Below are 26,269 nucleotides of genomic sequence, written 5' to 3'. Positions count from 1 at the left end.
GGGGTCAGACGGCGCCGCGGCTCTCGGTGACCGGGTCGGCCGTCGCGCCCGCCGGGGCCGCCGGCACGGGCAGTCGTACGACGCGCAGCCAGCCGGCGGCGGCCTTGGCGGCCGAGCCGACGGCCAGACCCCACGCGGCGCCGGCGACGCCCCACGCCGCGTACCCGCCGAGCAGCAGGCCCACCGACAGCAGCGAGAACACCACCTGGAGCGAGAGCGTCGCCTTCGGGTTCAGCACCCGGAGGGTCAACAGGGCGCAGGTGCCGAGCCCCATCACCGCGTACTGGGCCCCCGTCGCCGGCAGCAGCGCGGAGGCCGCCGTCCAGGTATCGCCCAGCAGTTGCCGGCCCACCCGATCGGGCAGCGCGTACAGCACGGCGCCCCAACCGGCGCCGAGGACGGCCAGCGCGCCGCCCATCAGCAGCGTCAGCCGGACCACGCCCCGCTTGCCGCGGGCCCGGCCCACCACGGGCGGCCCGAAGGCGTTCGCGGAGTTGAACAGCACGTTGAGCGGCCCGAACAGGGTCGTCGCGCCGCGCAGCGCACCCACGGCCAGGGGCGTGGCGAAGACGCCGAGACCCAGGACGGCGAGCTGGCTGGAGCCGTTGCCCACCGCGAACTCGACGACGAACCGCTGCCCCAGGTGCCCGCGGCGCAGGTACGGCCGCAGGTCCGTCGCCGCGCCCCGCACGGCCGGCCGGAGCAGGAGCAGCCCCAGGGCCAGGGCGGGCAGCGCGGAGACCCCCCACACCAGGACGAGCCGCCCCGCGGACGCCCCTTCGGGCTGGAGCAGCAGGGCGGGCACGACGCACGCCAGCCGCAGCGTGTCGGCGGCCAGGGCGCGCTCGGGCGCGCGCAACGCGGAGAAGCAGTACCGCAGTCCGTCCTGTACGAGCACCGGCGGCAGGACCACACCCAGCGCGAGGAAGGCCCACCCGGTGGCCCCGGGCAGCACCAGGCCCACGAGGACGAGCACGACGCCGACGGCGGTCGAGGCCGCCGCGGTGAAGGCGACCGCCGAGCGGCACGCGGCGGCGAGCCGCTCGCCCTTCTCCAGCACCACGCTCTGTCCGACGTAGGCCATGTTCAGCCCGAGGAGCACGGTGAACGTCACGTACACCATCGAGAAGTCGGCGAACCCGGCCGCCGAGGACAGCCGGGCGGCCAACACCAGCACCAGGATGTTGGTGGCGCTGGAGGCCGCCTGGTCCAGGACCGAGGCGACCGCCGCGAGTGCCCGCCGATTCACCGCCGGCCCATGCGGACCGTGCGCAGCGCCACGGTGTCGGTGCCGTCACCGGGGATGTGCTGCTCCGGCTCGGCCACCTCGTAGGGGATCGGCTGCGGCGCGGACGGGGTGACGGGCCGGCGGGCCGTCGTCTCCTCCGAGGCGGTGGACCCCTTGCCCTTGCCGCGTCCGCGCTTCTCGGTGGGCAGCGGGGTGTGCAGCACGGCGCCGAGCACGGTGCCGCCGGCGCCGCTGATCAGTTCGCGGATGCGGGAGAGGTCGGTGCGCCGCACGGCGCGCGGGTCGCAGACGACCAGCACCCCGTCCACGCGGTCGACGAGCGCGAGGGCGTCGGCGTAGGAGAGCACGGGCGGCGCGAGCACCACGACCGTGGAGTTGGGGGAGTCGGCCTCGGAGATCAGCCGGGTCGAGCGCGGGGACGTCAGGGCGCGGGCGACGTTGCGGACCCGTTCGCCCGGGATCAGGTCGAAGGCACCGGACTCGCCGGCGTCCACGACGAGCTGACGTCCGTCCGGCCAGTCGGAGTCGCCGCTCTGCCCGGCGGCGGGGCCGCCCGGCATCTGGCTCCAGCGCGGCCGGCCGCCCGCGTCGGTCGGCAGCTGGCTCGCCAGCACCGGGGTGCGCAGGTCCGCCTCGATGAGCAGGACGTCCTTGCCGGTCTCGGCGAAGGAGGCGGCCAGGTTCACGGCGACCGCCGCGGCGGTCTCGCTGGAGCCGCGGGGGGCGACGACCAACAGACGCCGCCGGTCGGCGAACCGGGCGTCGTAGGCGAGTCGGAACGCCACCGAGCGGAACTCCTCGGCGAGCCGCGGATCCTCCTCGCCGGCCGCGAGCAGCGGCCCGCCACCGGTCTTGTCCCGCGGCAGGGAGCCCAGTACGGGTGCGCGCAGGGCCCGGGCGACATCGCCCTCGGAGCGCGGCGCCGGGTCGAAGACGAGCCGGACCCAGGCGGCGAGCAGACCCAGCGCGAGGCCCACGGCCGCGCCGAGCGCCAGCGACATCGGGATGCCGGGACCGTCGGGCTCGGACGGCGGGGTCGCGGGGCTGGTGACGCGGCCCGGGGTCATGTCGAGCGCTTCGAGCTTGGTGATGCTGTTGTTGTAGCGGCCGACCTCGCTCTGCAGGTCGGTCTTGCTGGAGGTGGCCGCGTCCCGGGTGGCACCGGACGGCATCCGGGAGATGTCCTTGGCCAGCTCGTCCAGTTGCTTGGCCACCGGGTCGCGCTGGTCCTGGTAGCCCTTGACCATCTTGTCGCGGGTGACGTCGAGGGCTTCCTGCCGCTTGAGCAGGTAGGCGCCGGTCATCGCGTTGGCGCGCTTGGCGGCCTCCTGGGGGGAGGACGAGGTGTAGGTGAAGCGCAGGACCATCGTCTGCGGCGGGTTGGTGACCTGGAGGCCCGAGCGCAGACCGGCGAGGCCGGACGCGGACAGGCCGAGCTTCTTCGCGGCCTCGTTGGCGATGGAGCTGGAGAGCGCGACCTGGCGCTCGGAGCCGATGTTGATCGCCTTGTCGGGCGCGAGGCTCGGGTTGAACGGGTCGTCGGTGGGCGCGCGCAGCACGACGTCGGCGGTGGCGACGTACGTGTCGGCCGTGGATATGCCGAGGTAGACGCCACCCAGCAGGCCGACGCCGACGCCCGCCAGGAGGAGTCGGCGGTAGCGCAGGAGCTGCTTGAACTGGTCCCGCAGGAGGTCGGGTTCGTCCTCTGCCGGAGCCGCTGCCGGGCGGTTCGTCTCGATCACGTCCGGGGACCCCCAAGTGCTTCGTCTATCAGTGCGTCGATGCGGGCGAGACCCGCTTCCCTGCTCAGATGGGCCGCCACGTGGGCGGGCCCGGCGGCCCCCAGCGCGGTCGCGCCTTCGGGATCCTCGGCCAAGGCTCGTACGGCCTTCAACAGGGCGTCGGGGTCCTCCGGCGGTACGAGCACCCCTGCGCCCGAACGTTCCACTTCCTGGGCCGTTCCGCCCTCGGCAGCGACGGACGCGAGGACGGGCCGGCCCGCCTGGAAGTACGAGGTGAGCTTGGACGGCACGCTCATGTCCATCACGGCCGCGTGCTGCGTGACAGCCAGCACGTCCGCCGCCGCGAGGATATCCGGGAACTCGCCGTCAGCGGCAGGGGGGATGATGTCCAGATTCGGCACATCGGCGGCGAGGTCGGCGAGCGCGGAGCGCTGGCTTCCGTCACCCATGAGGACAAAGCGGACGCTCGGGTCCAGCCGCGCGGCGCCGACCAGCACCTCCAGACCCTGCTTGAGACCCATGTTCCCGGAGTGCAGGACCACCGTCTGACCAGGGGCCCAGCCGAGGTGCCGGCGGGTCTCGCCGCGCGGCTTCGTGGGGACCGCCACGTGCGACCAGTTGGGCACCAGGCGGATCTTCTTCGGGTCCACGCCCATGCCGACGACCCGGTCCACGAACGTCTCGTGGATCACACCGACCAGGGTGGCGCGGTTGAGGGCGTACGCCTCGGCGCGCCCGGCGATCGCCGCCGCCTTGTCTCCGCCGCTGATCCCGCTCTGCGCCGCGGCGGCGCCCATCAGGTCCTGGACGACCGGGACATAGGGGACCTTCCACTTGGCCGCGAGCCGCGCCGCGAGCACCCCGCCGGCCAGGCTGGGCATCTGGGCCATGACCGCGTCCGGCTTCGGCATCCGCGGCGGGGCGGCCGCGCCGTGCAGCAGAATCGATCCTTCGAAAAGGGCCCGCTTCACGGCGGTCTGGCGCTGCGGAACGGTGTGTGCGCGCCGGTGCACGGTGACCCCCGCGCGCTCTTCCGTGCGCCGTAGCGCCCCCTTGTACTCCGGTTCGAGGGACCAGGCCGGATAGTGCGGCATGCCCGCCAGTACATGGGTCTCGTGGCCGAGATCCGCCCAGTGCTCGGCGATCTGAGTGGCGTACGGTCCGATCCCCGCATGCTCAGGAGCGTAATTCGTGGAAACCAGCAGCAGGCGCCGGTGACCGGATCTGGACACTGAAGGTCCCCTTCTCCCCTGGATGATGCGCACGTCACCCTATTCGTTCACCGACGTGACGCGGTACGTGCACGCTATTGTCTGCTAATCCGCCACACCGGGGGGTGTGGCTCATGGGGGGTAAGCAATGACGGAGCCGGACATGTCAGACCTTGGTGCGCCCGCGCGCAGGCCGTATCGAGTGGGCTATGCGCCGGGTGCGTACGATCTGTTCCATATCGGACATCTCAATATCCTTCGCCACGCCCGGAGTCAGTGCGACTACCTGGTGGCCGGCGTGGTGTCGGACGAGATGGCCGAACTCGCCAAGGGCCGCCGCCCGATGATTCCGCTGGTGGAGAGGCTGGAGATCGTCCGCAGCGTCAAGTACGTCGACGCCGCGTTCGTCGAGACGGTCCCGGACAAGGTGGAGACCTGGAAGCAGGTCCGCTTCGACGTCATCTTCAAGGGCGACGACTGGCGCGACACCCCCAAGGGCGACCGGTTGGAGAAGGACTTCGCCGAGCACGGCGTCGACGTCGTCTACTTCCCCTACACGGTGCACACCTCCAGCACCCAGCTCCGGCGGGCCCTCGACGTCCTGTCGCAGCCGGCGGTGCCGCCCCAGGCCGCCCACCTCGCCGGCGAGGGTCTCACCGCGGAACGGCGCTGAGCTCCCGGTACCACTTGGCGAGGAACGCCACGAGGAACAGCACGGCGACCGCGCCCAGTCCCGCGTACGCCCAGCGGAACAGCCCCCCGCCGCCGAGCACCAGGAACACCAGGCAGAACACCCCGTAGTCCACGGGCAGCAACGCCACCGCGCGCACCGTCGACGGCGCGGCGGCGGCGCTCCCCGGCGCCGGCCTGGGCTTGAGCTTCTCGGTCAGCAGCCCGCCGAAGAAGGTGACGATCGCGGCGAACTGGAAGCCGAGCGGCACCAGGAGCCAGCCGTCCCCACCCGTCCCGTACGCGTCGGGGAAGCGGTAGAAGGCGATCAGCACGCAGGTGTGCAGCGCCGTCAGCTTGGCGCAGTCCACGACGTGGTCCAGCCATTCGCCCGAGGCGCTGCCGCCCCCGCGCAGTCGCGCGAGCTGGCCGTCGGCGGAGTCGAAGGCGAAGCCGACCGCGAGCGCGGCCCACACGAGGATCCCGAGCCCCCACGAGGGGGCGGCCAGCGCGACGACCGCGACCGCGGCGAAGCTGAAGGCGGCGCTGATCAGCGTGACCTGGTTCGGGGTGAGCCCGAGGGCGTACGACCCGGCGGCCAGGTACCGCCCGGCGGGACGGTTGACGTACCGGGAGTAGAGCGACACTCCCTTCGCCGACTTCTGCGCCCCGCGCAGCTCCCGCAGCGCGGTCCCGAATCTCGCCATCCGGCCAAGCCCCTTTGAACGTGTGTACGTATGAAGGGCACATCATCGCAGGGCGAGTGCGGGCTTGTGCCCGGGATGTGCCCGGACGTCCTGAAGCAGCAGTACGGACAGGTTCGCGGCGGCGGTGAGGGCGGCCGCCACCAGCAGCGGGACCATCGTTCCCGCGACCGCCGCCAGCGGGGCCGCCGTCGCGAGGCCCAACGGTCGAGCGGCGAACGAGATCAGGGTGTCGAAGGAACCGACCCGCCCCAGGGCCGCCGGCGGGACCCGGCGTTGGATCTCCGTCTCCCACAAGGGGCTCAGCAGCCCCACGCCGAACATGGCGACGAAGAGCGCCGCCGCGGTGACCGCGAGCGGCCACCGCAGGGCGAAGGCCGTGAGCGGCAGGGCCTGGAGCGAGGACGCGACCGCCACCCAGACCAGCGGCCGTCCCACGCGCAGCCGTCCGGCCGACCAGACCCCGACGAGCATCCCGGCCGTGCCCAGTTGCGCGACGACCACCCAGGCGCCCTCGCCCCCCAGGCTCCGCACGGCGATCAGCGGACCCAGGGTGAGGAGCAGACCGGCGGCGAGGTGCCAGACGCCGTGGGCCACGACATTGGCGAGAAACCACGGGTGCCGCCGGGTCTCCGTCCAGCCGGCCCGCAGTTCCGCCAGGAAGCGGGTGGGTACGGCGTCGCGGACGGGCGCCGGGGTGCGCAGTCCGCCGAGGGTGAGCGCGGAGCAGACGAACAGGGCGCCCGTGAGCAGGGAGGACCAGCCCGCGCCGACGAGCAGCACCACGGCGCCCGCGGCGGCGGGCCCGGCCATCAGGGCGAGGGCGTTGGCCACCCCGAGGCGGGAGTTGATCCGCAGCCGTCCCTCGTCGGGGACGACGGCGGCCACCAGCGTCCGGGCGGAGGGGTTGCCGAAGGCCACGGCGACCCCGGTCACGACGGCCAGCGCCGCGAGTCCGGGGATCCGTACGGGGCCGGACAGCAGCAGGGCGCCGGTGCCCAGTTGCGCGGCGGCGCGCACGAGGTCGGCGGCGAGCACCACCAGCCGGGCGGGATGGCGGTCGGCCACCACGCCCGCGACGGGCAGCAGGAGCAGCATCGGGAGCAGCTCGGCGGCGAGCACCAGGCCGAGGTCGCCGGCCGAACCGGTGCGGACCACCGCGAGGGTGAGGGTGGTGGGGATCAGGGCCGTGGCGAAGGCGGCGAAGGCGCGCCCGATGAGGAGCCGCCGGATCGTCGGGGTCATGACACCGGAGACTATTTCGCCGGCGAGGAGGCGTCACCCGCATTCGGCGCCACCACCCTCGGCCACCGCCCCGGCGCCACCGCCCTCGGCCCTCGCCCCGGCGCCACCGCCCTCGGCCCGCCCGCAACCCCCCACCCGGCCCGTCGCCCCCCTCAGCCCACCACCCTCAGCAGCAACACCGACCTCGCCGGGACCGAGAGCGCCTCCCCGCCCCGGTGCCGGGTCGCGGGCGCGGCGCCCTGGTCCTCCCGCGAGGTGTCCAGCACCAGTTCGTACGTCGTCGCCCACGGCGCGCCCGGCAGCATCCACTCCACCGGCCGGTCCCCGGCGTGCAGCAGCGCGAGGAAGCTGTCGTCCGTCACCTGCCGGCCCCGCTCGTCGCGCCCCGGGATGTCGCGCCCCGACAGGTACAACCCCAGCGCGGCGGCCGGCGCGTACCAGTCCCGCTCCGTCATCTCCTTGCCGCCCGGCGTGAACCAGGCCAGGTCCCGCAACCCGTCCGCGCCCTGCGCCCGCCCCGAGAAGAACGCCCGCCGGCGCAGCACCGGGTGCTCCCGGCGCAGCGCCAGCACCCGCGTGGCCAGGGCGAACAGCTCCTGCCACACCGGGTCCTCCAGCAGCGACCAGTCCACCCAGCTCGTCTCGTTGTCCTGGCAGTACGCGTTGTTGTTGCCGCCCTGCGTGCGGCCGAACTCGTCACCCGCCACCAGCATCGGCACCCCCGTCGACAGCAGCAGCGTGGTCAGCAGGTTCCGCAGCTGCCGGCGCCGCAGCGCGCCGATCCGGGCGTCGTCGGACTCGCCCTCCGCCCCGCAGTTCCACGACCGGTTGTCGTTGGTGCCGTCCCGGCCCTCCTCGCCGTTGGCCTCGTTGTGCTTGCGCTCGTGACTGACCAGGTCGCGCAGGGTGAACCCGTCGTGCGCGGTCACGAAGTTCACCGAGGCGTACGGCCGCCGCCCGCCCCACGCGTACAGGTCGCTGGACCCCGACAGTCGGTAGCCGAGGTCCCGTACGTCGGGCAGCGCGCCCCGCCAGAAATCCCGGACGGCGTCCCGGTAGCGGTCGTTCCACTCCGTCCACAGCGGCGGGAACGCCCCCACCTGGTAGCCGCCCGACCCCACGTCCCACGGCTCCGCGATCAGCTTGACCCGCCGCAGCACCGGATCCTGGGCGATCACCGCGAGGAACGGCGAGAGCATGTCCACGTCGTGCATCGAGCGGGCCAGCGCCGCCGCCAGGTCGAAGCGGAAGCCGTCCACGCCCATCTCCGTCACCCAGTACCGCAGCGAGTCGGTGATCAGCCGCAGCACGTGCGGGCGCCCCGCGTGCAGGGTGTTCCCGCAGCCCGTGTAGTCGGCGTACCGGCGCTGGTCGGACTGGAGCCGGTAGTACCCCCGGTTGTCGATCCCGCGCAGGGACAGCGTCGGCCCCAGCTCGCCCGCCTCCGCCGTGTGGTTGTAGACCACGTCGAGGATGACCTCGATGCCGGCCGCGTGCAGTGCCTTCACCATCCGCTTGAACTCGCCGACCTGCTGCCCCGTCGTCCCGCTCGACGAGTAGCCCGCGTGCGGGGCGAAGTAGCCGATCGAGTTGTAGCCCCAGTAGTTGCGCAGGCCCCGGCGCAGCAGGTGGTCCTCGTGCGCGAACTGGTGCACCGGCAGCAGCTCCACCGCCGTCACCCCCAGCCGGGTCAGGTGCTCGATCGCGGCCGGATGGGCCAGGCCGGCGTAGGTGCCGCGCAGTTCCTCGGGAATACCCGGATGGCGCATCGTGAAGCCGCGCACGTGCAACTCGTAGATCACCGAATCGGCCCAGGGGGTCTTGGGCCGGACGTCGTCCGCCCAGTCGTCGTCGTCGTGGACGACGACCCCCTTCGGCACGGACGGCGCCGAGTCCCGGTCGTCGCGCACGGTGTCCGCGATGTACTGCTGCGGCCAGTCCCGGACGTGGCCGTACACCTCGGGCGGCAGGCCGAAGTCGCCGTCCACGGCCCGCGCGTACGGGTCCAGGAGCAGCTTCGCCGGGTTGTACCGGGCGCCCGTCCAGGGGTCCCAGCGCCCGTGCACCCGGAATCCGTACCGCTGTCCGGGGCGCACGCCCGGCACGAAGCCGTGCCAGATCTCGTGCGTGAGTTCGGTCAGGGCGCACCGGGTCTCGGTGCCCGACCCGTCGAACAGGCACAGTTCCACCGCCTCCGCGCCCTGCGCCCACAGCGCGAAGTTGGTGCCCGCGACCCCGTCCGGCCCGGTCCGGAACCGCGCTCCCAAGGGGTGCGAGGACCCGGGCCACACCGGTGGCCCGGGGGGCGCGGACACCCGTGACGCGGGGCCGGGCCGGGTCGTGACCTGGCCGTTCGTCCGGCCGTTCGCCTGACCGTTCGACTGCCCGTCGAGGTGCGGTACGGGCGCGGTCCCGCCGCGCCGTACGTCACCCTCGACGGCTTCCACCGCCTGTTGCTCGGCTGCGCTCGACACTGCCCGCCTCCACGGCTCTCGGTACCTGCGGGGGTGGGGAGTGCGCGGTCCCGGCGTCCCGGCCGGATCCGCCCCCGTCTGGTCCTTCCCACTGTTCTGCCCGTACTGCCCCGCCCGGAACGTGGGCCGCGCCCACGTTTCCCCCGGAGGGGGCCGGTCGTTGGACAGTCCGTGACTCATCTGACGAGGCGGGCAGGGGCGGGCTTGGCCGCCGTGGCGGCATGGGCGGGCCTGCTGGGCGGGCTCACCGGCTGCACCAAGGACGGCGGATCCCCGGTCGAGATCCAGCTGCCCGGCAAACCCCGGTCGCCGGACGAGGCCATCCGGATCACCCCCGAGGACAACACCAAGGGGGTCCCCGCCGAGGGGCCCCTGGTCGTGAACGTCCCCGAAGGGCGGTTGGAGCGGGTCGTCGTCACCAAGGTGGAGGACGCCCAACAGGAACAGGTCCCCGGCTCCATCGCCGCCGACGGCCTCAGCTGGAGCCCCGACCCGGCGGCCGGGCGGCTCGCGCTCGCGGCCAAGTACACCGTGGACGCGGTCGCCCTCGACGGGCACAACCGGCGCCAGGCCCGGCACACCACCTTCACCACCTACGTTCCCGAGGAGCGGTTCATCGGTTACTTCAAGCCCGAGAACCGCTCCACCGTGGGCACCGGCATGATCGTCTCCTTCAATTTCAACCGCCCCATCAAGCAGCGCGCCGAGGTGGAGCGGGCCATCACCGTCACCTCCCGGCCCGCCGTGGAGGTCGTCGGCCACTGGTTCGGGGACGGCCGCCTCGACTTCCGGCCCAAGGAGTACTGGAAGCCGGGTACCGAGGTCACCGTGAAGATGAACCTGCGCGACGTCGAGGGCGCGCCCGGTTCGTACGGGATCCAGGACAAGACCGTCACCTTCACGGTCGGTCGCTCGCAGATCTCCACCGTGGACGCGGCCGCGCACACCATGGAGGTCCGCCGCGACGGGGAGCTCATGTCCACCGTCCCGATCACGGCGGGGGCCCCGAAGAACACCACCTACAACGGCAAGATGGTGGTGATGGAGATGTTCGACGTGACCCGGATGAACGGTCAGACCGTCGGCTTCGGCGGCGAGTACGACATCCCCGACGTACCCCACGCCATGCGGCTCACCAACTCCGGCACCTTCCTGCACGGCAACTACTGGGCCAGCCCCGACACCTTCGGCAGCACCAACGTCAGCCACGGCTGCGTGGGCCTGCGCGACGACAAGGGCGGCGGCTCCGACACCCCGGCGGGCTGGTTCTTCGACCGGACGCTGGTCGGGGACGTGGTGGTGGTCGAGAACTCGCAGGACAAGACGGTCGCCCCCAACAACGGTCTGGGCGGCTGGAACATGACCTGGGCCGACTGGGTCGCCGGCTCGGTCGCCGGCTGAGCCCACGACCCCGGCCGCACCAATCGAGTGATTGTCGGACCGGATGGCCGTAGCGGGATCGTGTCGTCGATCCGGCACGCCGGAGCCTGCCGCCAGCCTGTCAGGGCCAGCAGCGCAGGTAACGGACGGAGCGTCATGTCAGCAAGGAACTGGACCCTCGGACTCGCGATCGGGGCCGTACTCACCGCCGGCGCGCCCGCGACCGCCGCCGCGGGCCCCGGCGGGGAGCAGCCGGTACGGGCCCTGCGGGCCCCGCTGCCGGGTGGGCTCGGTCCCTGCGTTCCGGGCACCTGCCCGAACCCGTTCCCCCCGATCGGCACCGGCACCAGGCCCGTCGGCACCGACAACGCCGTGAACATCTTCGTCGGCGGAGACTTCCTCGTCCGCGAGCGCGCCGCGGAAGCCGAGGGCCGGGTGGTGGTCCTCGGGACCTTCGACCAGGACAAGGTGGCCGGGGGAAGCTCCGCCTACAACATCGGGATCGTCGGCGCGGGCTCCCTGGTCCAGCCGCCGCTCGGCTCCGACTTCCTCACCACCGGCCGCAACGTCACCATCGCCGCCGGCGAACGACTGATCTCCGACGGCGGCGTGGTCCGCCACGCGGGCACCGCCCCCGGCCCCGGCACGGTCACCGGCACCCTGCGCGCCGACCCGAACGCCGTCGCCCCCTACGCGGGCCTGCGGGACGACCTCACCGCCGCCGCCAAGTGCTACGCCCGGGTCGGCGCGGCGCCCCGCCCGGCGACCGGCACGGTGGTCAACCGGGACGGGACCTTCGTCTTCACCGGCGACGACAGCTCCGCGCTCCAGGTCTTCAACCTCGACGCCGATCTCGTCGGCCGCAACGGCGCGGTCGTCGGCCTGCGCTTTGCCCGGATCCCGGCGAACGCCACCGTCCTGGTCAACGTCCTCGGCACGACCCGGACGATCAACACCTACAGCGGCAACATCGTCGACGGCACCGACACCTTCAACGCCCTGCGCACCCGGCTGCTGTGGAACTTCCCGGACGCCACGACGGTCAACCTGAACGGCAGCGGCCAGTTCCAGGGCAGCGTGCTGATCGGCGAGCAGAGCTCCCGGGCCACCGTCACCCTGCCCGGCATGAACGGCCGCTTCTTCACCACCGGCGACCTCACCCACACCGGCGTCCAGGGCGGTGGCGGCGGCCAGGAGTTCCACGCCTACCCCTTCGACGGCGACCTCCCCGACTGCGCCCCGCCGGTGGTGACCGGCGCGGTGTCCGTGCTCAAGCGGGACGAGACGGGCCGCCCGCTCGCCGGCGCCCGGTTCGAGCTGTGGCGCGAGACCAACGACACCCCCGATCTCCAGACCACCGGGGCGGAGGCCGACACCAAGGTCACCGAATGCACCACCCCCGAGGACGGGATCTGCTCCCACACCACGGACCCGGGCCGGTACTACTGGCGGGAGACCGTCGCCCCCGACGGCTACCGCCCCGCCCCGAACCCGGTCTTCCCGCTCGTGCTGAACGCGGACGACGCGAACGCCGGCGTCCGCGTCACCGTCGACAACGAGAGGCTGCCGGTGCCCACCGCCAAGGTGGTGCTCTGGAAGTCCGACCTCGCCACCGGCGCGGCGCTGCCCGGCGGCCGCTTCGACCTGTGGCGCGAGAGCAACGGCCGCACGGGCCTGCAGACCGGCGCAGCCACCCCGGACACGAAGCTCCCCGGCGAGTGCGTGACCGACGCCGACGGCAGCTGCACGGTGTACCTGCCCGTCGGTTCGACGTACTACTGGCGCGAGACCGCGGCCCCCGACGGCTACGACCCGCCGCAGGACCCGGTGGTGGCCTTCACGCCGGACGAGGAGGACGTGACGGAGGGAGTCGTCGTCAACGTCCCCAACACGAGGCGGTCCGAGGAGGACCCGGGCAGCATCCGCGTGGTGAAGAAGGACGCCAAGACCGGGCGACCGCTGCGCGGCGCGGTGTTCGAGGTCTGGAAGGAGACCAACGACACCGAGGGCCTCCAGACGCGCGGCATCAACGCCGACCGCAGGGTCGCGCCGGGTTGCGCCACCGACCGCGACGGGGTCTGTGACTTCGACCGGCTCTCCGAGGGTGCGTACTACCTGGTCGAGACGGACGTCCCCGAGGGCTACGTCCTGCCGGGGAACCCGGTCACCGGGCCGCTGCGGCTCACCGGGACGACGCCCGACCACCGCCTCGTGGTCACCTTGCGCAACAAGCGCGACGACCACGGCAAGGACCCGAAGGGCCCGCGCGCCTGAACCCCGCCCGACCCCGGCCCGGGTACGCCGGCGGAGTGACCTCCTCACCCCGCCGGCGCACCCGGGCGGCCGTACCCGACGGGACCGGGTTGGCTGGGCGCCGAGGGCCCGACCGGCGGGCGCGAGGAGGTCCACATGGCCACAGGCGACACCACCGGCGCGACGGGCCGGCCGGCCCGCCGGACCGCGGCGATACGCGGGGCGGTCGCCCTGGCCGCGGCCCTGACCCTGGGCGCCCTCGCCCCGACCGCCACCGCGGCCCCCGCAGGGCCCGTCCCGGAGCCCGAGGCCGCCTGCACGGCCGGTACCGGCCCCTACCAGCGCGAGTTGGAGGCGGGGCTGGGCCGCCCGGTCGACGGGACGCAGTCCACCGCCGACTGCGTCGCCGTCCGCTCCTTCCAACGGACCCACCGGATCACCCCCGCCGACGGGTACGCCGGCCTCGTCACGCACCGCACGATGGTCGCCGTGAACGCCCGGGAGAACCCCAACGCCGCCGGCTCCTGCCCGGTCCGCGCCCGCCGGGTGACGTGCGTGGACCTGGAACGCCAACTGCTGTGGGTCCAGCGCGCCGAACGCGTCGTCTTCGCGCCCGTGCCCATCCGCACCGGCCGTGACGACCAGGAGACCCGCCCCGGTTGGCACGAGGTGTACTGGCGCAGCAAGGACCACGAGTCCACGCTGTACGACAACGCCCCCATGCCGTACGCCCAGTTCTTCGACGGCGGCCAGGCCCTGCACGGCCGCCCCGGCGACCTCTACGCGCACGGTGGTTCGGCGGGCTGCGTCAACCTGTCGGTGCCCGACGCCGAACGCCTGTGGAACCTGCTGGTCGAGGGGGACACCGTCTACGTCTGGGGGACCAAACCCGGTACGGACGACTGAGTCCGCGTCCGCCCCCGCGCTTGGGACCGAACAGTGACAAGACCGTATCTTTTCGTGTTCTTCCCGTGTGATTTCCTGTCGACAAGCGCGCGACTGTCCGTGCGCGGGGGACATGGGGAGAACACGAGTGAACCTGCAGCCGATTCGCGGTCGAGTCCGCACCGGCCTGCCGGCCCTCCTGCTGGGAGCGGCCCTGCTGCTCACCACCGCGTGCAGCGGTGGCGGCAACGGCGGGGGCAGCGGCGGAGACGACAACGGCGGGGGCGGCGCCGGCAAGACCGGCACCGAGGCGTCGAAGGCGGTCGTCAACGTCAAGCCGGACGACGGGGCCAAGGAGGTCGCCACCAGCGGCATCCTGAAGATATCGAGCACCGGCGGCAAGCTCACGACGGTGACGGTCGCCGACACCAAGGGCAACGCGGTGGCGGGCAAGCTCACCGCGGACGGCGCGAACTGGGAGCCCGAGCGCCACCTGGCCTCCGCCACCGAGTACAAGGTGCACGCGGTGGCCAAGGACACGGCCGGCCGGGAGTCGGTCAAGGACACCACCTTCACCACCCTGACCCCCGAGAACACCTTCGTGGGTCACTACACCCCCGAGGACGGCTCCACCGTCGGCGTGGGCATGCCCGTCTCCATCAACTTCACCCGCGGCATCACCAATCCGGAGGCCGTCGAGAAGGCCATCACGGTCTCCGCCGAGCCCTCCGTGCCGATCGAGGGCCACTGGTTCGGCAACGACCGCCTCGACTTCCGCCCGGAGAAGTACTGGGCCGCGGGCACCAAGGTCACCGTGAAGCTCGCCCTCGACGGGGTCGAGGGCCGCGAGAAGGTCTACGGCAAGCAGACCCGCACGTTCTCCTTCACCATCGGCCGCTCCCAGGTGTCCACGGTCGACGCGAGCGCGCACACGATGGAGGTCGTCCGTGACGGCCAGGTCCTGAAGAACCTGCCGATCACCGCGGGCGCCCCGTCGACGACCACCTACAACGGACAGATGGTCATCAGCGAGAAGTACAAGGTGACCCGGATGAACGGCGCCACCGTCGGCTTCGGCGGCGAGTACGACATCTCCGACGTGCCGCACGCGATGCGCCTGTCGAACTCGGGCACCTTCGTCCACGGCAACTACTGGGCCGCCTCCTCCACCTTCGGTTCGGAGAACGTCAGCCACGGCTGTGTCGGCCTGCGCGACGCGCGCGGCGCCGGCGACCCCGACCAGCCGGCCGCCTGGTTCTTCGACCAGTCGCTCATCGGTGACGTGGTCGTCGTGAAGAACTCCAAGGACAAGCAGATCGCCCCGGAGAACGGCCTCAACGGCTGGAACATGGACTGGGCGGAGTGGGTCAAGTAACCCCGCCCCGTACGTGATCGAGTGGCCCGGCGCTGTGACACACGGCACCGGGCCACTCGCTGTTAACCGGTATTAACCTTCCCCGTATGACCCTCTCTCTCGAAGTCTCCGAAGGCGTCGGCACCCTCCGCCTGGACCGGCCGCCCATGAACGCCCTGGACATCGCCACCCAGGACCGACTGCGCGAGCTCGCGGTGGAAGCCGGCGACCGGGCCGACGTCCGGGCGGTCGTCATCTACGGCGGCGAGAAGGTGTTCGCCGCCGGCGCGGACATCAAGGAGATGCAGACCATGGACCACGCGGCGATGGTCGCCCGGTCCCGCGGTCTGCAGGACGCGTTCACGGCCGTGGCCCGGATCCCCAAGCCCGTCGTCGCGGCCGTCACCGGCTACGCCCTCGGCGGCGGGTGCGAACTCGCGCTCTGCGCCGACTACCGGATCGCCGCCGACAACGCGAAGCTCGGCCAGCCCGAGATCCTGCTCGGCCTGATCCCGGGCGCGGGCGGCACCCAGCGGCTGTCCCGACTGATCGGTCCGTCCAAGGCCAAGGACCTCATCTTCACCGGCCGGATGGTCAAGGCGCAGGAGGCGCTCGCCCTCGGTCTGGTCGACCGGATCGTGCCCGCGGCCGAGGTCTACGAGCAGGCGCACGCCTGGGCCGCCAAGCTGGCGCAGGGCCCCGCGCTCGCGCTGCGGGCCGCCAAGGAGTGCGTGGACGCCGGCCTGGAGGCGGACATCGACACCGGACTGACCATCGAACGCAACTGGTTCGCGGGCCTGTTCGCCACCGAGGACCGCGAGCGCGGCATGCGCAGCTTCGTGGAGGAGGGCCCCGGCAAGGCCAAGTTCCTCTAGGCCCTGTCGTCAAAGTTTCGCCCGGCCCGTGGCGCCCGGTGCCGCGCCTCGCCGCGTTGTCGGGGCACCCGATCGTGCCGGGCCCGCCGCCTTCGTCGGGTCCGGCGGTACGGGGAGTCCACGCGGGGCCCTCGCGGGGTCCTCCCTGTGGGTGGATTAGCCAGGCCTTAAGGGAGCCTTAAGGCCGACTCATGGCGCACCGAGGGTGATCATCCCCGCGCGCTGCGTCATCGCAGGTCACCTCGGCGGGCCGGCCCCCTTTTTGCCGTACGCATATGCCGGGGCGCCCCTGCGGAATCAACCGTTCCGTGGGGTGTTTTCCCGCGGAACGGCCCGGAGGGGCCGTGCTGCCGTCCATGATGGGTTCATGGCGGGCCTGGAGGGTGTGGAACAGCCGCGGCAGCGCAGCAGCGCTTCCGCCGTACGGTTCACGGCGGCACTTGAGGACGAACAGGCCCTCAAGGTGCTGGAATTCGGGAATCCGGCGGAGGCGGAGGTGACGTTGCCGTCCATGCCCGAGTCCGCGAGCACCGCCCGCCGGCTCACCCAGTCGGTGGTGATCCGCTACTGGGGCCTCTCGCCCCAGATCGCCGAGCACGCGGTCCTGTTGGTCTCCGAGCTCGTCGGCAACGCCGTGCGCCACACCGGGGCCCGCTCCTTCGGCTTACGGATGCTGCGCCGACGCGGCTGGATCCGGATCGAGGTGCGCGACCCCTCGCGCGGGCTGCCCTGTCTGATGCCGGTCCACGAGATGGACACCACGGGGCGCGGGCTCTTCCTCGTCGACAAGCTGTCCGACCGCTGGGGCGCCGATCTGCTGCCGCGCGGCAAGATCACCTGGTTCGAGATGCGGGTGGCCGACCGCTAGAACGCCAGAAACCCCCTGTCGCCGTGATGGGGCGCTGCGGGGGTTTCATGGATGCGCCGAGGATCGAAGGGGGTGTGATCCTCGGCGGGACTTCGCTCGGGTCAAAGGGAAGCCGTGGTTCCGACTATGGCAGACGAGCGCCCGAATGCCAAAAGTCCCAACACGGGCATAAGTGTGCATATCCTAAGAGTTTCCACCTAAATCTTAGGTGAGGTGGGCCACTCACCTCGTAATCAATGAATAACTATCGACCGCTCTGAGTGAATCGTTGATCACGTAGCGGACAAGGGTCCGGGTGACGCCCTGCTGACCGGCGTCCCGAATTGGGTCAATCATTACCATCTCGGTCATCCACCCCTTAAATGGGCAAGTGCTCTGCTACCCGGACCGTCGATCCGCCCTTCGCGCCGGAGTGGCGGTCGCCGTCGGCGCCCTCGCCACCGCCTGCGGGACCGCGTCCTCACCCCGTACGACCGCCCCCGACAAGAGGGCCGCCCCCTCCGCCACCGTGCCCGCCAAGGCCGCCCCCGCGGCCGTGGCCGCACCCGCGCCCCGCCGATTCGCCGGCATGCCCGTGGAGATCGCCAACGGCCCCCGCGACCGTCCCCGGGTCGCCCTCACCTTCCACGGCAACGGAGACCCGGCCATCGCCCGCGCCGTGCTCGCCGAGGCCGAGAAGGGCGGGGCGCGCGTCACCGTACTGGCGATCGGCACCTGGCTCGACGAGCACCCGGACATGGCCCGCAGGATCCTCGACGGCGGCCACGAACTCGGCAACCACACCCAACGCCACCTCGCGATCAATGACATGTCCGAAGCCGACGCCTACGCCGAGATCACCGGCTGCGGGCGGCGCCTCAAACGCCTCACCGGCTCGATCGGCACCTGGTTCCGCCCCTCGCAGACCCGGTACGCGAGCCCGCTCGTCCGGACGCTCGCCCAACGGGCGGGCTACCCGCACGTCCTGTCCTACGACGTGGACTCCCTCGACTTCACCTCGCCCGGCGCCGCGGCCGTCATCCGCAACGTCACCGGGACGATCCACGGCGGATCGGTGGTGAGCCTGCACTTCGGCTACGCGGACACGGTCGACGCGATGCCGCCCCTCCTCGAAGAACTCGCGCGCCGCAAGCTGCGCGCGGTGACCACCACGGAGCTGCTGACCCCATGACCACGAACCGCCTTCCCCGGAAGGCCACCGCGCTGCTCGCCGGACTGGTTCTCGCTGCCCTGGCGGGCTGCGGCTCCGGCGGAGGGGGCGCGACCGAGGCGTCCGGCTCCCGAGGGCCCGCCCGGCCGGTCAAGGCCGTGCCGGCGGCGCCGCCCGGACTGCCGGGCATGCCGCCGGTGCTCGACCCCAAGGACGTCTACGCGGCGGACCGCCCGAACCTGCTCTCCCCGGTGGTCAAGGACTTCCCGTCCCGGGTCTACGTACCGAACACCAATTCCAACACGGTGTCCGTCATCGACCCGGCGACGTACAAGGTCATCGACACCATCCCCGTCGGCGTCCAGCCCCAACACGTGGTGCCCTCCTGGGACATGAAGACCCTGTGGGTCAACAACAACCGGGGCCACACGCTCACCCCGATCAACCCGGCCACCGGCGAGGCCGGCGACCCCGTCGAGGTGCACGACCCGTACAACCTCTACTTCACGCCCAACGGGAAGTACGCCATCGTGATGGCGTCGATGGACCGCGAACTGGTCTTCCGTGATCCGCACACCATGAACCGGGTGAAGACCGTCCCCGTGTCCTGCTTCGGCGTCAACCACGCGGACTTCTCCGCCGACGGCCGGTACTTCATCGTGAGCTGCGAGTTCTCCGGCGAACTGCTCAAGGTGGACACCGAGAAGATGGAGGTCGTCGGCCAGCAGAAGCTGCCGTTCGAGGGCGCGATGCCGCAGGACGTGAAGATCTCCCCGGACGGGAAGACCTTCTACGTCGCGGACATGATGGCGCACGGCATGTGGGTGCTCAGCGGGGACAAGTTCGACACCCCCAAGCTCCTGCCCACCGGCAAGGGATGCCACGGCCTGTACGTCAGCCGCGACTCCAAGGAGATGTACGTCTCCAACCGCGGCGAGGGCACCGTCTCCGTCTTCGACTTCCCGAAGAACAAGCTGACGAAGAAGTGGGAGCTGCCCGACGGCGGCAGCCCCGACATGGGCGGGGTCTCCGCCGACGGCAAGGTGCTGTGGCTCTCGGGCCGCTACAACTCCGAGGTCTACGCCATCGACACCACCAGCGGCAAGGAACTGGCCCGGATCCCGGTCGGTGGCGGCCCCCACGGGCTCGCCGTCTACCCCCAGCCCGGTCGCTACTCCCTCGGCCACACCGGCATCTTCCGCTAGACGCTCTCGGCCTCGTGCGCGTCGGCTCGACGGAACGGCGGCGCCCCGGGAGCTCGCACAGCTCCCGGGACGCCGCCGTCCACCCGTCGGGCAACAGCCCGCCCGGGTCCTACCAGGCGACGGGAAGCCGCTCCGGCAGGCGCTTGATGAAGCCGGTGCGCCAGACGAGGTTCTCGGCCGGGACCGCGAGGCGCAGCTCGGGCAGCCGCTCGACCAGCACCTCCAACGCGATCTCGGCGTGGGCGCGCCCCAGCGCGGAGGCCGGGCAGAAGTGCCGTCCGGCGCCGAAGGCGAGGTGGGGACGGGGGCTCTCGCGCTCCAGGTCCAACACGTCCGGGTTCTCGAAGGCCAGCGGGTCGAAGTTGGCCCCCTCCAGCAGGACCAGGACCAGTTCGCCCTCCTTGACCAGCACGTCGCCGACGCGGACGTCCTCCAGGGCGATCCGCGGCAGGCCGTCGCCCACGGACAGGTTCCAGCGCAGGAGTTCGTCCACCGCCGGGCCCATCCGCTCGGGGTGCGCGCGCAGGTACCCGATGAGCTCGGGCCGCTGGAGCAGCGCGAGGACGGCGAGCACCAGGAACGCGGAGGTGGACACCGCGCCCGCCCCGAAGAGCGAGACGGCGACGGTCGCGAACATGTCGTCGGTCAGGTGCGCCGACTCGGGATCGGCCTCCTTCAGCTCGGCGAACCTGCCGAGGAGCCCCGTACGCTCCTCGGAGGGCAGGGCGAGCTGCGCGTCCAACCGCTCGACGAAGTAGCCGACGTCCTTGTACCAGTTGAGCGCCGAGTCGGCGAACGGCTCGCGCGCGGTCATGAACGCGACGTCCAGCCCCGACATCAGCCGCCGCCAGTCCTCGAACGGCACGCCCAGCACCCGGCAGTGCATCGCCGCCGAGAAGGGGTCGGCGAACCCCGCCCGCAGATCGGCCGGCCCGCCCTCGGCGATGAGCCCGGCGACGAGCTCGCCGGCCTTGGCGCGCAACCAGTCCTGCAGCCCCTCCTGGCGCGGGTTGAGCGCCTTCATGACCGCGTTGCGCAGTCCGGCGCCGTTGATGTTGCCCATGTTGTTCACGACCTCGGGCGGGATCGTCAGCGCGTACTGGCGCGCAACGCCCGCGTTCGCCGTGTCCTTGAGGCTGAAGCGTTCGTCCTCCAGCACCTGCCGGGCCAGCGCGTAGCTGCTCACCAGCCAGGCCGGGTCCCCGGTGAGGGTGCGGACCTTGGCGACCGGCGCCTTCTCGCGCAGCCAGGCGCACTCCTGCGGGAGCACGTCACCGCGCCGCGAGAGCGGGAAGTCGAGGAGGGCGTCCCCGGCGCCCCCGGTCCCCCGACCCTCAAGCTGCTCGACGGTCATCGACGGTCCCTTCGGTCGGTACGCGGTTCGAGGTGGTGTCCGGCGTCTGGGCCGGCGCGTGGATCGAGGCCGCCGCGGCCTCGGGGCGCACGACGGCGTACGCCTGGTTGCGGGTCGCGCGCAGGCCTCCGCCCCGCGCGAAGAGGACATCGGTCAGGGGCATCTTGACGTGGTAGGCCGCCACGGAGGACGGGACGTCGAGAATGCTCGGGGTGTCCACGAAGAACGGCAGTTCGGCCGCCATGTAGTCGAAACAGACCCGCAACTGTGCGTCGGTGATCGATTCACCTTCCGGCAACTTCGAGCCGACAAAATGAAGGGCCATTTCCTCACAGCCCTTGCGGAATTGGTCGTCGGTCTCCAGGAAATGCAGCACGCGCCGGTGCAATAGTTGGTAGACGGGGTTCGACTGGAACTCCGAGAGTGCCCTCACTCGAATCTCGGCGTGCGGCGGTCCTGATTCCTCCACGCCTTTGAGGATGCGCCGCCGGACCGCCTTGATCTCCTTCGCGGCCCGCTTCTCCGCATGCTCCGGGGTGTAGCCGAAGGCGGCGAACATCCGGTCGACGTGGAGGTCCGCGTAGACGAAGTCGACCTGGGCGAAGCGGGTCGTGGCCCACCGGGCGAGATTGCCGATGCGCTCGGAGCTGAAGTAGCTGTTTCCGGGGCTCACTCCGATGAGCACATGGTCGCCGTCTTCCCAGATATGGCGGCACGTACGGGTGAAGGGCAGAACTTCGAATGATGCGTCAGCTGTGATCGTCACCTGTGTGAACGCCCTTGTTGCCGCTTGTCCCTGGGAGCCCTGCGCTCCTGGTGTGGCGGCAATGTCGGTACGTTATGCCGCGATGCCGGAGCGTGACAAGTGCAGGCCGGAATTATTGGCCGGAATTGTTGCTTCCGTCTTACCGAACGGTAATTGGATTTCTTTCTGCCGGCCGAACGGGACCCGGCGGGGAGCCGCACCCGGACGGGCGCTACCCTGAGCCGTCAACAAGCACCGAGAAGGGGTGGACCCAGTGGCGGACATCGAGAGCGCGCGGGCGACGTTCCGTAAGTTCGACGCGGACGGCGACGGCTTCGTCACGGCCGACGAGTACAGCGCGGCCATGAAGGCCATGGGTGACGCGTTCGTCACCGGCGCGGTCGCGGACGCCGTGGTGGCGGCGAAGGACGGCAACGGCGACGGCCTGCTGAGCTTCGACGAGTTCTGGGTCGCCCTGAGCAAGTAGTCCCCGTCCGGGCCCCTCCGTCCCCCTGCCGGGACGGAGGCGGTCAGGCCGTGCCCGCGGGCCCCTCGGGCCCGCCCGGCGGGGGAGTCATGTCCTCGACCTCGCTCAGGGCCTCCTCCAGCCAGCGCAGCCAGAAGGTCTCCAGACCGATCCCGCCGCGCAGCACCAACCGGCGCAGCCGGTCCTCGTCGGAGTCCCGTGCCGGCGGGAAGTCCCGTGCCTCGATGGCCTCGTACTCCGCCAACTGCCCCCGGTGCAGCTCCATGTGCCGCCGCAGCTCGGCCCCGAGTCCCCGCGCCCCCACCACGCCCGCCGCCCGTACCCGCAGCAGCAGGGGATCGCGGATGGGCTTGGGGTCCTGGCTCTCGCCGACCCACCGGGCCAGCTCGACGCCGCCGTCGGGCAGCACCTCGTACTCCTTGCGCTGCCCGCGCACCGGCGCCTCGCCGGGCAACGCCCTGATCAACCCGGCCTCTTCCAGCCGGCCCAGCTCCCGGTAGATCTGCTGGTGCGTGGCGGACCAGAAGTATCCGATCGACCTGTCGAACCGCCGGGTCAGCTCCAGCCCCGACGAAGGCTTCTCCAGCAGGGCGGTGAGGATGGCGTGCGGCAGCGACATGCGGCCATCCTAGGTTCGGGGCCGACGCCGACGCCGCGATCCGGCCCTCGACGGCGGCCACCGGACGGAGCGCTCCGGGGCGCCCCCGAGGTCACCGCAAGGCGGCCAGGGCCTCCGGGGTCAGCGGGCCGGGAGCGTCCGGCGCCAACAGGCCGTGGGCGCGCAGGTGCGCCGTGACCGCCGGGGACCAGGCCTGACGCAGACCGGCAGAGGCCGGCAACCCCGGGTCCGAGAGCAACTCCCCGGCCGGACCGAAGCGGATGCCCGTCGGGGTGAGGACCGCTGCGTCGTCGGCCCAGCGAACCGCCAGGTCGACGTCGTGCGTGGCCATCACCACCGTGGTCCCGGCCGCGCGCAGCCCCGCCAGGACGTCCAGCAGCCGCTCCTGCCCGTCCGGGTCCAGCCCGGCCGTCGGCTCGTCCAGGATCAGCACGCGCGGGGCCATCGCCACCGCGCCCGCGATGGCCGCGCGCTTGCGCTGCCCGTACGAGAGCAGGTGCGTCGGCCGGTCCCGCAGGGCCGTGATGTCCAGGGCGGCGAGCGCCGAGTCCACCCGGTCCCGTGCCTCGTCGGGCGCCAGACCCATGTTCAGCGGGCCGAAGGACACGTCCTGCTCCACCGAGGCGGCGAACAGTTGGTCGTCCGGGTCCTGGACCACCAGTTGCACCGCCCGGCGCAGCCGGGTCAGCCCGGCCCGGTCGTACGTCACCTCCGCGCCGTCCAGCCGCAGCGTGCCCGAACCCGGCCGCAACCCCCCGCTCAGCAGCCGCATCAGGGTGGTCTTGCCGCTGCCGTTGCGGCCCAACAGGACCAGCGCGCGGCCCCCGACGATGCCGAAGTCGACGTCGGACAGGACGGCGGGCCCGTCCTCGTACGCGTAGCCCGCGCCGGCCAGTTCCACCAACGGGTTCACAGGTACAGCCCCTTCAGGGTGAGAGTCACGGTGATCAGGGCCGCCAGCAGGGCCCCGGACGCGGCCAGGAACCGCCACGACAGCGTCGCCCGCGGCACCAGCACCCGCAGCGCGCCGTCGTAGCCGCGCCCCGCCAGCCCCTCCTGGAGCCGCGCGGCCCGGTCGAAGGCCCGTACGAACGAGGTCGCCGCCAGCCCGGCCAGCGAACGCCACACCGCCGCCCGGCCCGTGTGCCCGAGTCGGGCCGCCTGGGCCCGGCGGACCTGGGCCATCGAGTCCAGCAGCAGGAAACCGATCCGGTACATGACCAGGGCCACGTCCACCACCGGCGCCGGCACCCCGGCCCGCACGAGCCGGGGCAGGACGTCCGACACCGGGGTGGTGAAGGCGAACAGCAGCACCCCCAGGGAGGCCGCGGAGGTGCGCAACAGCAGCTCGGCCGCGTGCCGGGGCCCGTCGGGGGCCCAGGAGACGAGCCCGGCCGGGCCGCCCACCGCGAACAGCAGCGGAAGGGCTCCGGTGAAGCAGAAGCCGAGCGGGATCCGAAAGGCCCGCCACAGTTGGCGCCCGGCCACCCCGGCGGGCCCGAGGAGCACCGCCAGGGTGGCCGCCGCGACGAGCGGGCCCCCGGGCCAGGGCGGCAGGGCCACGGCCGTGACCGTCAGCCCGAGCCCCAACAGGGCCTTCTCCAGCGGATGGCGGCGGCGCCAGCGACTGCCGTGCGCCGCAACGTCGATCGGCAGCACCGCCTACGACTCCGCGTGGCCCGCCGGGCCACCGGTCGCGCCCGCCTGGGCGAGGCCCTGACGGCGACCCTTGCGCACACCGAAGTAGTACGCGAGCACGCCCGCGCCCAGCGCCGCCTGAAGGGCGAACAGGGCCGACTCGATCTCCCCGGACGGGGGCTCGTACAGCGGGGAGAACCACGGCTCGTAGTCCGGCTTCAGCTCCGTGATGGCGGCCTCGGCCTGTGCGTCGGCGCCCGCGAACGGCTCTTCCTTGCCCTCGCCCAGGCCCAGCGCGAGCGGGAGCACGGCCAGCGCCGCCACCAGGAGCAGCAGGACCACGTTGATCTTCGTGTTCTTGGTCATCGCGTTCATCGGACCGCCGCCTCCTCCTGCTTGTTCCCGGTACGGGCGGTCAGCTTCGCGACGCCCAGCCGGACCAGGTCCGACCTGCTCGACTGCATCAGCAGCCGCATCACGAGGACGGTCAGCAGGCCCTCGCTGACGGCCAACGGGATCTGGGTGACGGCGAAGATGCCGCCGAACTTGGCGAGCGCGCCCAGGAAGCCGGTGCCCGGGTCGGGGAAGGCCAGCGCCAGCTGGACGCTGGTCACGCAGTAGGTGACCAGGTCGGCGAAGAACGCGCCGAAGAAGACGGTCACCATCAGCGGCAGGTCGAACTTCTTGAGCAGCCGGTAGACCCCGTAACCCGCCCACGGTCCGGCGATCGCCATGGAGAAGACGTTCGCGCCCAGCGTGGTCAGACCGCCGTGCGCCAACAGCAGCGCCTGGAAGAGCAGGGTGATCGTGCCGAGCACCGCCATGATCGGCGGCCGGAACAGGATCGCCCCGAGTCCGGTGCCGGTGGGGTGGGAACAACTGCCCGTCACCGAAGGGATCTTCAGGGCGGACAGGACGAAAGTGAAGGCACCGGACGCGCCGAGCAGCAGCGTGCTCTCGGGGTTGGCCTTCACCTCGCGCGTGAGGGCGCGCACACCGTGTACGACGAAGGGAGCGGACGCGGCGCCCCAGGCGACCGCGTGCAAAGGGGGCAGAAACCCCTCGGCTATATGCATGAGTAAGGAGACCTCTCCAGCACCTCGTGGATGGACGACGTGCCCTGGCCGGTCTCCTGGCTCACGGGTACTGATGCCCTGACTCCGCCTTCCCGGGGCCGTGCGGTCTCCCGCGCGGGCCCAGTGGCTTCCCGCAAGGGAGTGGAGCCGGACTTCCCGATCACAGTGGCGAGGGCCGCACCGGTTTTTCACCGGTTTCCCGAACACCAAGGCCCGCTGACCCTAGTCGGCCGCGCGGACCCGTAACAACCCGACCCCGTTCCCGCGGCCCGCGTCCACCCGCTCCGACCAGGGCCGATCCGGGCGGCCCCCGGACGGGCGCGGCCCGCTGGCGGACCCGTCCCGGCCTGCGCAGGGTGGGGGAGTGGCCGACGAACACGACTACTCAGACCTCAGCGCCGTCTACGTGAACTGCACGCTCAAGCGCTCGCCCGAGACCAGCAACACCGACGGGCTGATCACCAGGAGCCGCGCGGTGATGGAGGCGGCCGGCGCCCGGACCTCACTGATCCGCGCCGTCGACCACGACATCGCCACCGGTGTCTGGCCCGACATGACCGAGCACGGCTGGGAAACCGACCAGTGGCCCGTCCTCTACAGCCAGATCATGGACGCCGACATCCTCGTGCTGTGCGGGCCGATCTGGCTCGGCGACAACAGCTCGGTGATGAAGCGGGTCATCGAACGGCTCTACGCCTGCTCCTCGATCCTGAACGACCGGGGCCAGTACGCCTACTACGGCCGGGTCGGCGGCGCGCTGATCACCGGCAACGAGGACGGCGTCAAACACTGCGCCATGAACATCCTCTACAGCCTCCAACACCTCGGCTACGCGATCCCGCCGCAGGCCGACGCGGGCTGGATCGGTGAGGCCGGGCCCGGGCCCTCCTACCTCGACCCGGGTTCGGGCGGCCCGGAGAACGACTTCACCAACCGGAACACCACGTTCATGACGTGGAACCTGATGCACCTGGCCGCCCTGCTCAAGCGGGCCGGCGGCATGCCCGCACACGGCAACCAACGCTCCGAGTGGGACGCCGGGTGCCGTTTCGACTTCCCCAACCCGGAGCACCGCTAGGCAATGTC

Annotated in this window: 24 protein-coding genes and 1 riboswitch; of the genes, 11 read left to right on the top strand and 13 right to left on the bottom strand. The window is 71.9% G+C overall.

The window, feature by feature from the left end:
- Positions 1-4 precede the first annotated feature (4 nt).
- From ACIRO3_RS01255 to ACIRO3_RS01245, 3 genes are read right to left on the bottom strand one after another with little or no spacing between them, the layout of a single operon-like run.
- Positions 5-1,249 (bottom strand): hypothetical protein, encoded by a 1,245-nt coding sequence (locus ACIRO3_RS01255; RefSeq protein WP_404131421.1) that lies wholly within the window; start codon positions 1,247-1,249, stop codon positions 5-7.
- Positions 1,246-2,991, bottom strand: a complete 1,746-nt coding sequence (locus tag ACIRO3_RS01250) for a lipopolysaccharide biosynthesis protein (protein ID WP_404131419.1) — start codon at positions 2,989-2,991, stop codon at positions 1,246-1,248. Before ACIRO3_RS01250 ends, ACIRO3_RS01255 begins: the two co-directional genes overlap by 4 nt.
- Positions 2,988-4,193, bottom strand: coding sequence for a glycosyltransferase family 4 protein (locus tag ACIRO3_RS01245; protein WP_365997998.1), 1,206 nt, complete (start codon positions 4,191-4,193; stop codon positions 2,988-2,990). Before ACIRO3_RS01245 ends, ACIRO3_RS01250 begins: the two co-directional genes overlap by 4 nt.
- Before the next feature lie 172 nt (positions 4,194-4,365).
- Between ACIRO3_RS01245 and ACIRO3_RS01240 the strand changes: the two genes are divergently transcribed.
- Positions 4,366-4,875, top strand: coding sequence for an adenylyltransferase/cytidyltransferase family protein (locus ACIRO3_RS01240; protein ID WP_361771335.1), 510 nt, complete (start codon positions 4,366-4,368; stop codon positions 4,873-4,875).
- Here ACIRO3_RS01240 and ACIRO3_RS01235 read toward each other — a convergent pair.
- The 3 genes from ACIRO3_RS01235 to glgX all read right to left on the bottom strand — a co-directional run bounded on the left by ACIRO3_RS01235 (position 4,856) and on the right by glgX (position 9,294).
- Positions 4,856-5,578, bottom strand: coding sequence for a CDP-alcohol phosphatidyltransferase family protein (locus ACIRO3_RS01235; RefSeq protein ID WP_361771337.1), 723 nt, complete (start codon positions 5,576-5,578; stop codon positions 4,856-4,858). The genes ACIRO3_RS01240 and ACIRO3_RS01235 overlap by 20 nt on opposite strands.
- A 42-nt stretch (positions 5,579-5,620) precedes the next feature.
- Positions 5,621-6,820 (bottom strand): MFS transporter, encoded by a 1,200-nt coding sequence (locus ACIRO3_RS01230; RefSeq protein ID WP_404131417.1) that lies wholly within the window; start codon positions 6,818-6,820, stop codon positions 5,621-5,623.
- A 152-nt stretch (positions 6,821-6,972) separates the two neighbouring features.
- The gene (gene glgX, locus ACIRO3_RS01225; RefSeq protein ID WP_361771340.1) at positions 6,973-9,294 is read right to left on the bottom strand and encodes a glycogen debranching protein GlgX; all 2,322 of its coding nucleotides are present in this window, start codon (positions 9,292-9,294) and stop codon (positions 6,973-6,975) included.
- 204 nt (positions 9,295-9,498) lie between these two features.
- Between glgX and ACIRO3_RS01220 the strand changes: the two genes are divergently transcribed.
- From ACIRO3_RS01220 to ACIRO3_RS01185, 8 genes are all read left to right on the top strand, one after another.
- Positions 9,499-10,695 carry an Ig-like domain-containing protein gene (locus ACIRO3_RS01220; RefSeq protein ID WP_404131415.1) on the top strand — a complete coding sequence of 399 codons (1,197 nt, stop codon included), beginning with the start codon at positions 9,499-9,501 and terminating at the stop codon, positions 10,693-10,695.
- 135 nt (positions 10,696-10,830) lie between these two features.
- Positions 10,831-12,948 (top strand): choice-of-anchor A family protein, encoded by a 2,118-nt coding sequence (locus ACIRO3_RS01215; protein ID WP_404131413.1) that lies wholly within the window; start codon positions 10,831-10,833, stop codon positions 12,946-12,948.
- Between the two features lie 135 nt (positions 12,949-13,083).
- Complete coding sequence (locus tag ACIRO3_RS01210; protein ID WP_404131412.1) at positions 13,084-13,833, top strand: L,D-transpeptidase; 750 nt, start codon at positions 13,084-13,086, stop codon at positions 13,831-13,833.
- A gap of 127 nt (positions 13,834-13,960) precedes the next feature.
- Positions 13,961-15,187 carry an Ig-like domain-containing protein gene (locus ACIRO3_RS01205; RefSeq protein WP_404131410.1) on the top strand — a complete coding sequence of 409 codons (1,227 nt, stop codon included), beginning with the start codon at positions 13,961-13,963 and terminating at the stop codon, positions 15,185-15,187.
- Positions 15,188-15,273: 86 nt separating this feature from the next.
- Entirely contained in the window at positions 15,274-16,041 is a 768-nt protein-coding gene (locus ACIRO3_RS01200; RefSeq protein WP_404131408.1) for an enoyl-CoA hydratase/isomerase family protein, read from the top strand.
- Positions 16,042-16,408: 367 nt separating this feature from the next.
- Positions 16,409-16,909: an ATP-binding protein gene (locus ACIRO3_RS01195; RefSeq protein WP_361771345.1), complete on the top strand. Its 501-nt coding sequence runs from the start codon at positions 16,409-16,411 to the stop codon at positions 16,907-16,909.
- Positions 16,910-17,279: 370 nt separating this feature from the next.
- Positions 17,280-18,080 (top strand): polysaccharide deacetylase family protein, encoded by an 801-nt coding sequence (locus ACIRO3_RS01190; RefSeq protein ID WP_404131406.1) that lies wholly within the window; start codon positions 17,280-17,282, stop codon positions 18,078-18,080.
- Positions 18,077-19,264, top strand: coding sequence for a YncE family protein (locus ACIRO3_RS01185; protein ID WP_361771347.1), 1,188 nt, complete (start codon positions 18,077-18,079; stop codon positions 19,262-19,264). Before ACIRO3_RS01190 ends, ACIRO3_RS01185 begins: the two co-directional genes overlap by 4 nt.
- 109 nt (positions 19,265-19,373) lie before the next feature.
- On the opposite strand, the gene ACIRO3_RS01180 is transcribed toward ACIRO3_RS01185, so the two are convergent.
- Positions 19,374-20,618 (bottom strand): cytochrome P450, encoded by a 1,245-nt coding sequence (locus tag ACIRO3_RS01180; RefSeq protein WP_404131404.1) that lies wholly within the window; start codon positions 20,616-20,618, stop codon positions 19,374-19,376.
- Positions 20,599-21,384 (bottom strand): tRNA-dependent cyclodipeptide synthase, encoded by a 786-nt coding sequence (locus ACIRO3_RS01175; protein ID WP_361771349.1) that lies wholly within the window; start codon positions 21,382-21,384, stop codon positions 20,599-20,601. The genes ACIRO3_RS01180 and ACIRO3_RS01175 overlap by 20 nt, the downstream gene beginning before the upstream one ends.
- Positions 21,385-21,637: 253 nt before the next feature.
- Between ACIRO3_RS01175 and ACIRO3_RS01170 the strand changes: the two genes are divergently transcribed.
- A complete protein-coding gene (locus ACIRO3_RS01170; RefSeq protein WP_361771350.1) occupies positions 21,638-21,850 on the top strand; it encodes an EF-hand domain-containing protein in 213 nt (70 codons plus the stop codon).
- 43 nt (positions 21,851-21,893) lie between these two features.
- Here the strand turns inward: ACIRO3_RS01170 and ACIRO3_RS01165 are convergent, their stop codons facing one another.
- The 5 genes from ACIRO3_RS01165 to ACIRO3_RS01145 form a co-directional block, all read right to left on the bottom strand.
- Positions 21,894-22,469, bottom strand: a complete 576-nt coding sequence (locus ACIRO3_RS01165; RefSeq protein ID WP_361771351.1) for a PadR family transcriptional regulator — start codon at positions 22,467-22,469, stop codon at positions 21,894-21,896.
- A gap of 91 nt (positions 22,470-22,560) precedes the next feature.
- Positions 22,561-23,382 (bottom strand): energy-coupling factor ABC transporter ATP-binding protein, encoded by an 822-nt coding sequence (locus ACIRO3_RS01160; RefSeq protein WP_404131402.1) that lies wholly within the window; start codon positions 23,380-23,382, stop codon positions 22,561-22,563.
- Entirely contained in the window at positions 23,379-24,128 is a 750-nt protein-coding gene (gene cbiQ / locus ACIRO3_RS01155) for a cobalt ECF transporter T component CbiQ (RefSeq protein WP_404131400.1), read from the bottom strand. Before cbiQ ends, ACIRO3_RS01160 begins: the two co-directional genes overlap by 4 nt.
- Positions 24,129-24,131: 3 nt before the next feature.
- A complete protein-coding gene (locus ACIRO3_RS01150; protein ID WP_361771541.1) occupies positions 24,132-24,473 on the bottom strand; it encodes an energy-coupling factor ABC transporter substrate-binding protein in 342 nt (113 codons plus the stop codon).
- A 5-nt stretch (positions 24,474-24,478) separates the two neighbouring features.
- Complete coding sequence (locus ACIRO3_RS01145; RefSeq protein ID WP_365997902.1) at positions 24,479-25,183, bottom strand: energy-coupling factor ABC transporter permease; 705 nt, start codon at positions 25,181-25,183, stop codon at positions 24,479-24,481.
- A 28-nt stretch (positions 25,184-25,211) separates the two neighbouring features.
- Positions 25,212-25,409: riboswitch (cobalamin riboswitch) on the bottom strand.
- A gap of 138 nt (positions 25,410-25,547) precedes the next feature.
- On the opposite strand from ACIRO3_RS01145, the gene ACIRO3_RS01140 reads away from it, so the two are divergent.
- Entirely contained in the window at positions 25,548-26,261 is a 714-nt protein-coding gene (locus ACIRO3_RS01140) for a flavodoxin family protein (protein WP_361771355.1), read from the top strand.
- The last annotated feature ends 8 nt before the right edge of the window (positions 26,262-26,269 follow it).

This window comes from Streptomyces sp. NPDC102278 (assembly GCF_044766345.1).
Taxonomy (GTDB): domain Bacteria; phylum Actinomycetota; class Actinomycetes; order Streptomycetales; family Streptomycetaceae; genus Streptomyces.
Note: the sequence above shows the minus strand (reverse complement) of the source record. Positions and strands in the feature narration are given on the sequence as shown.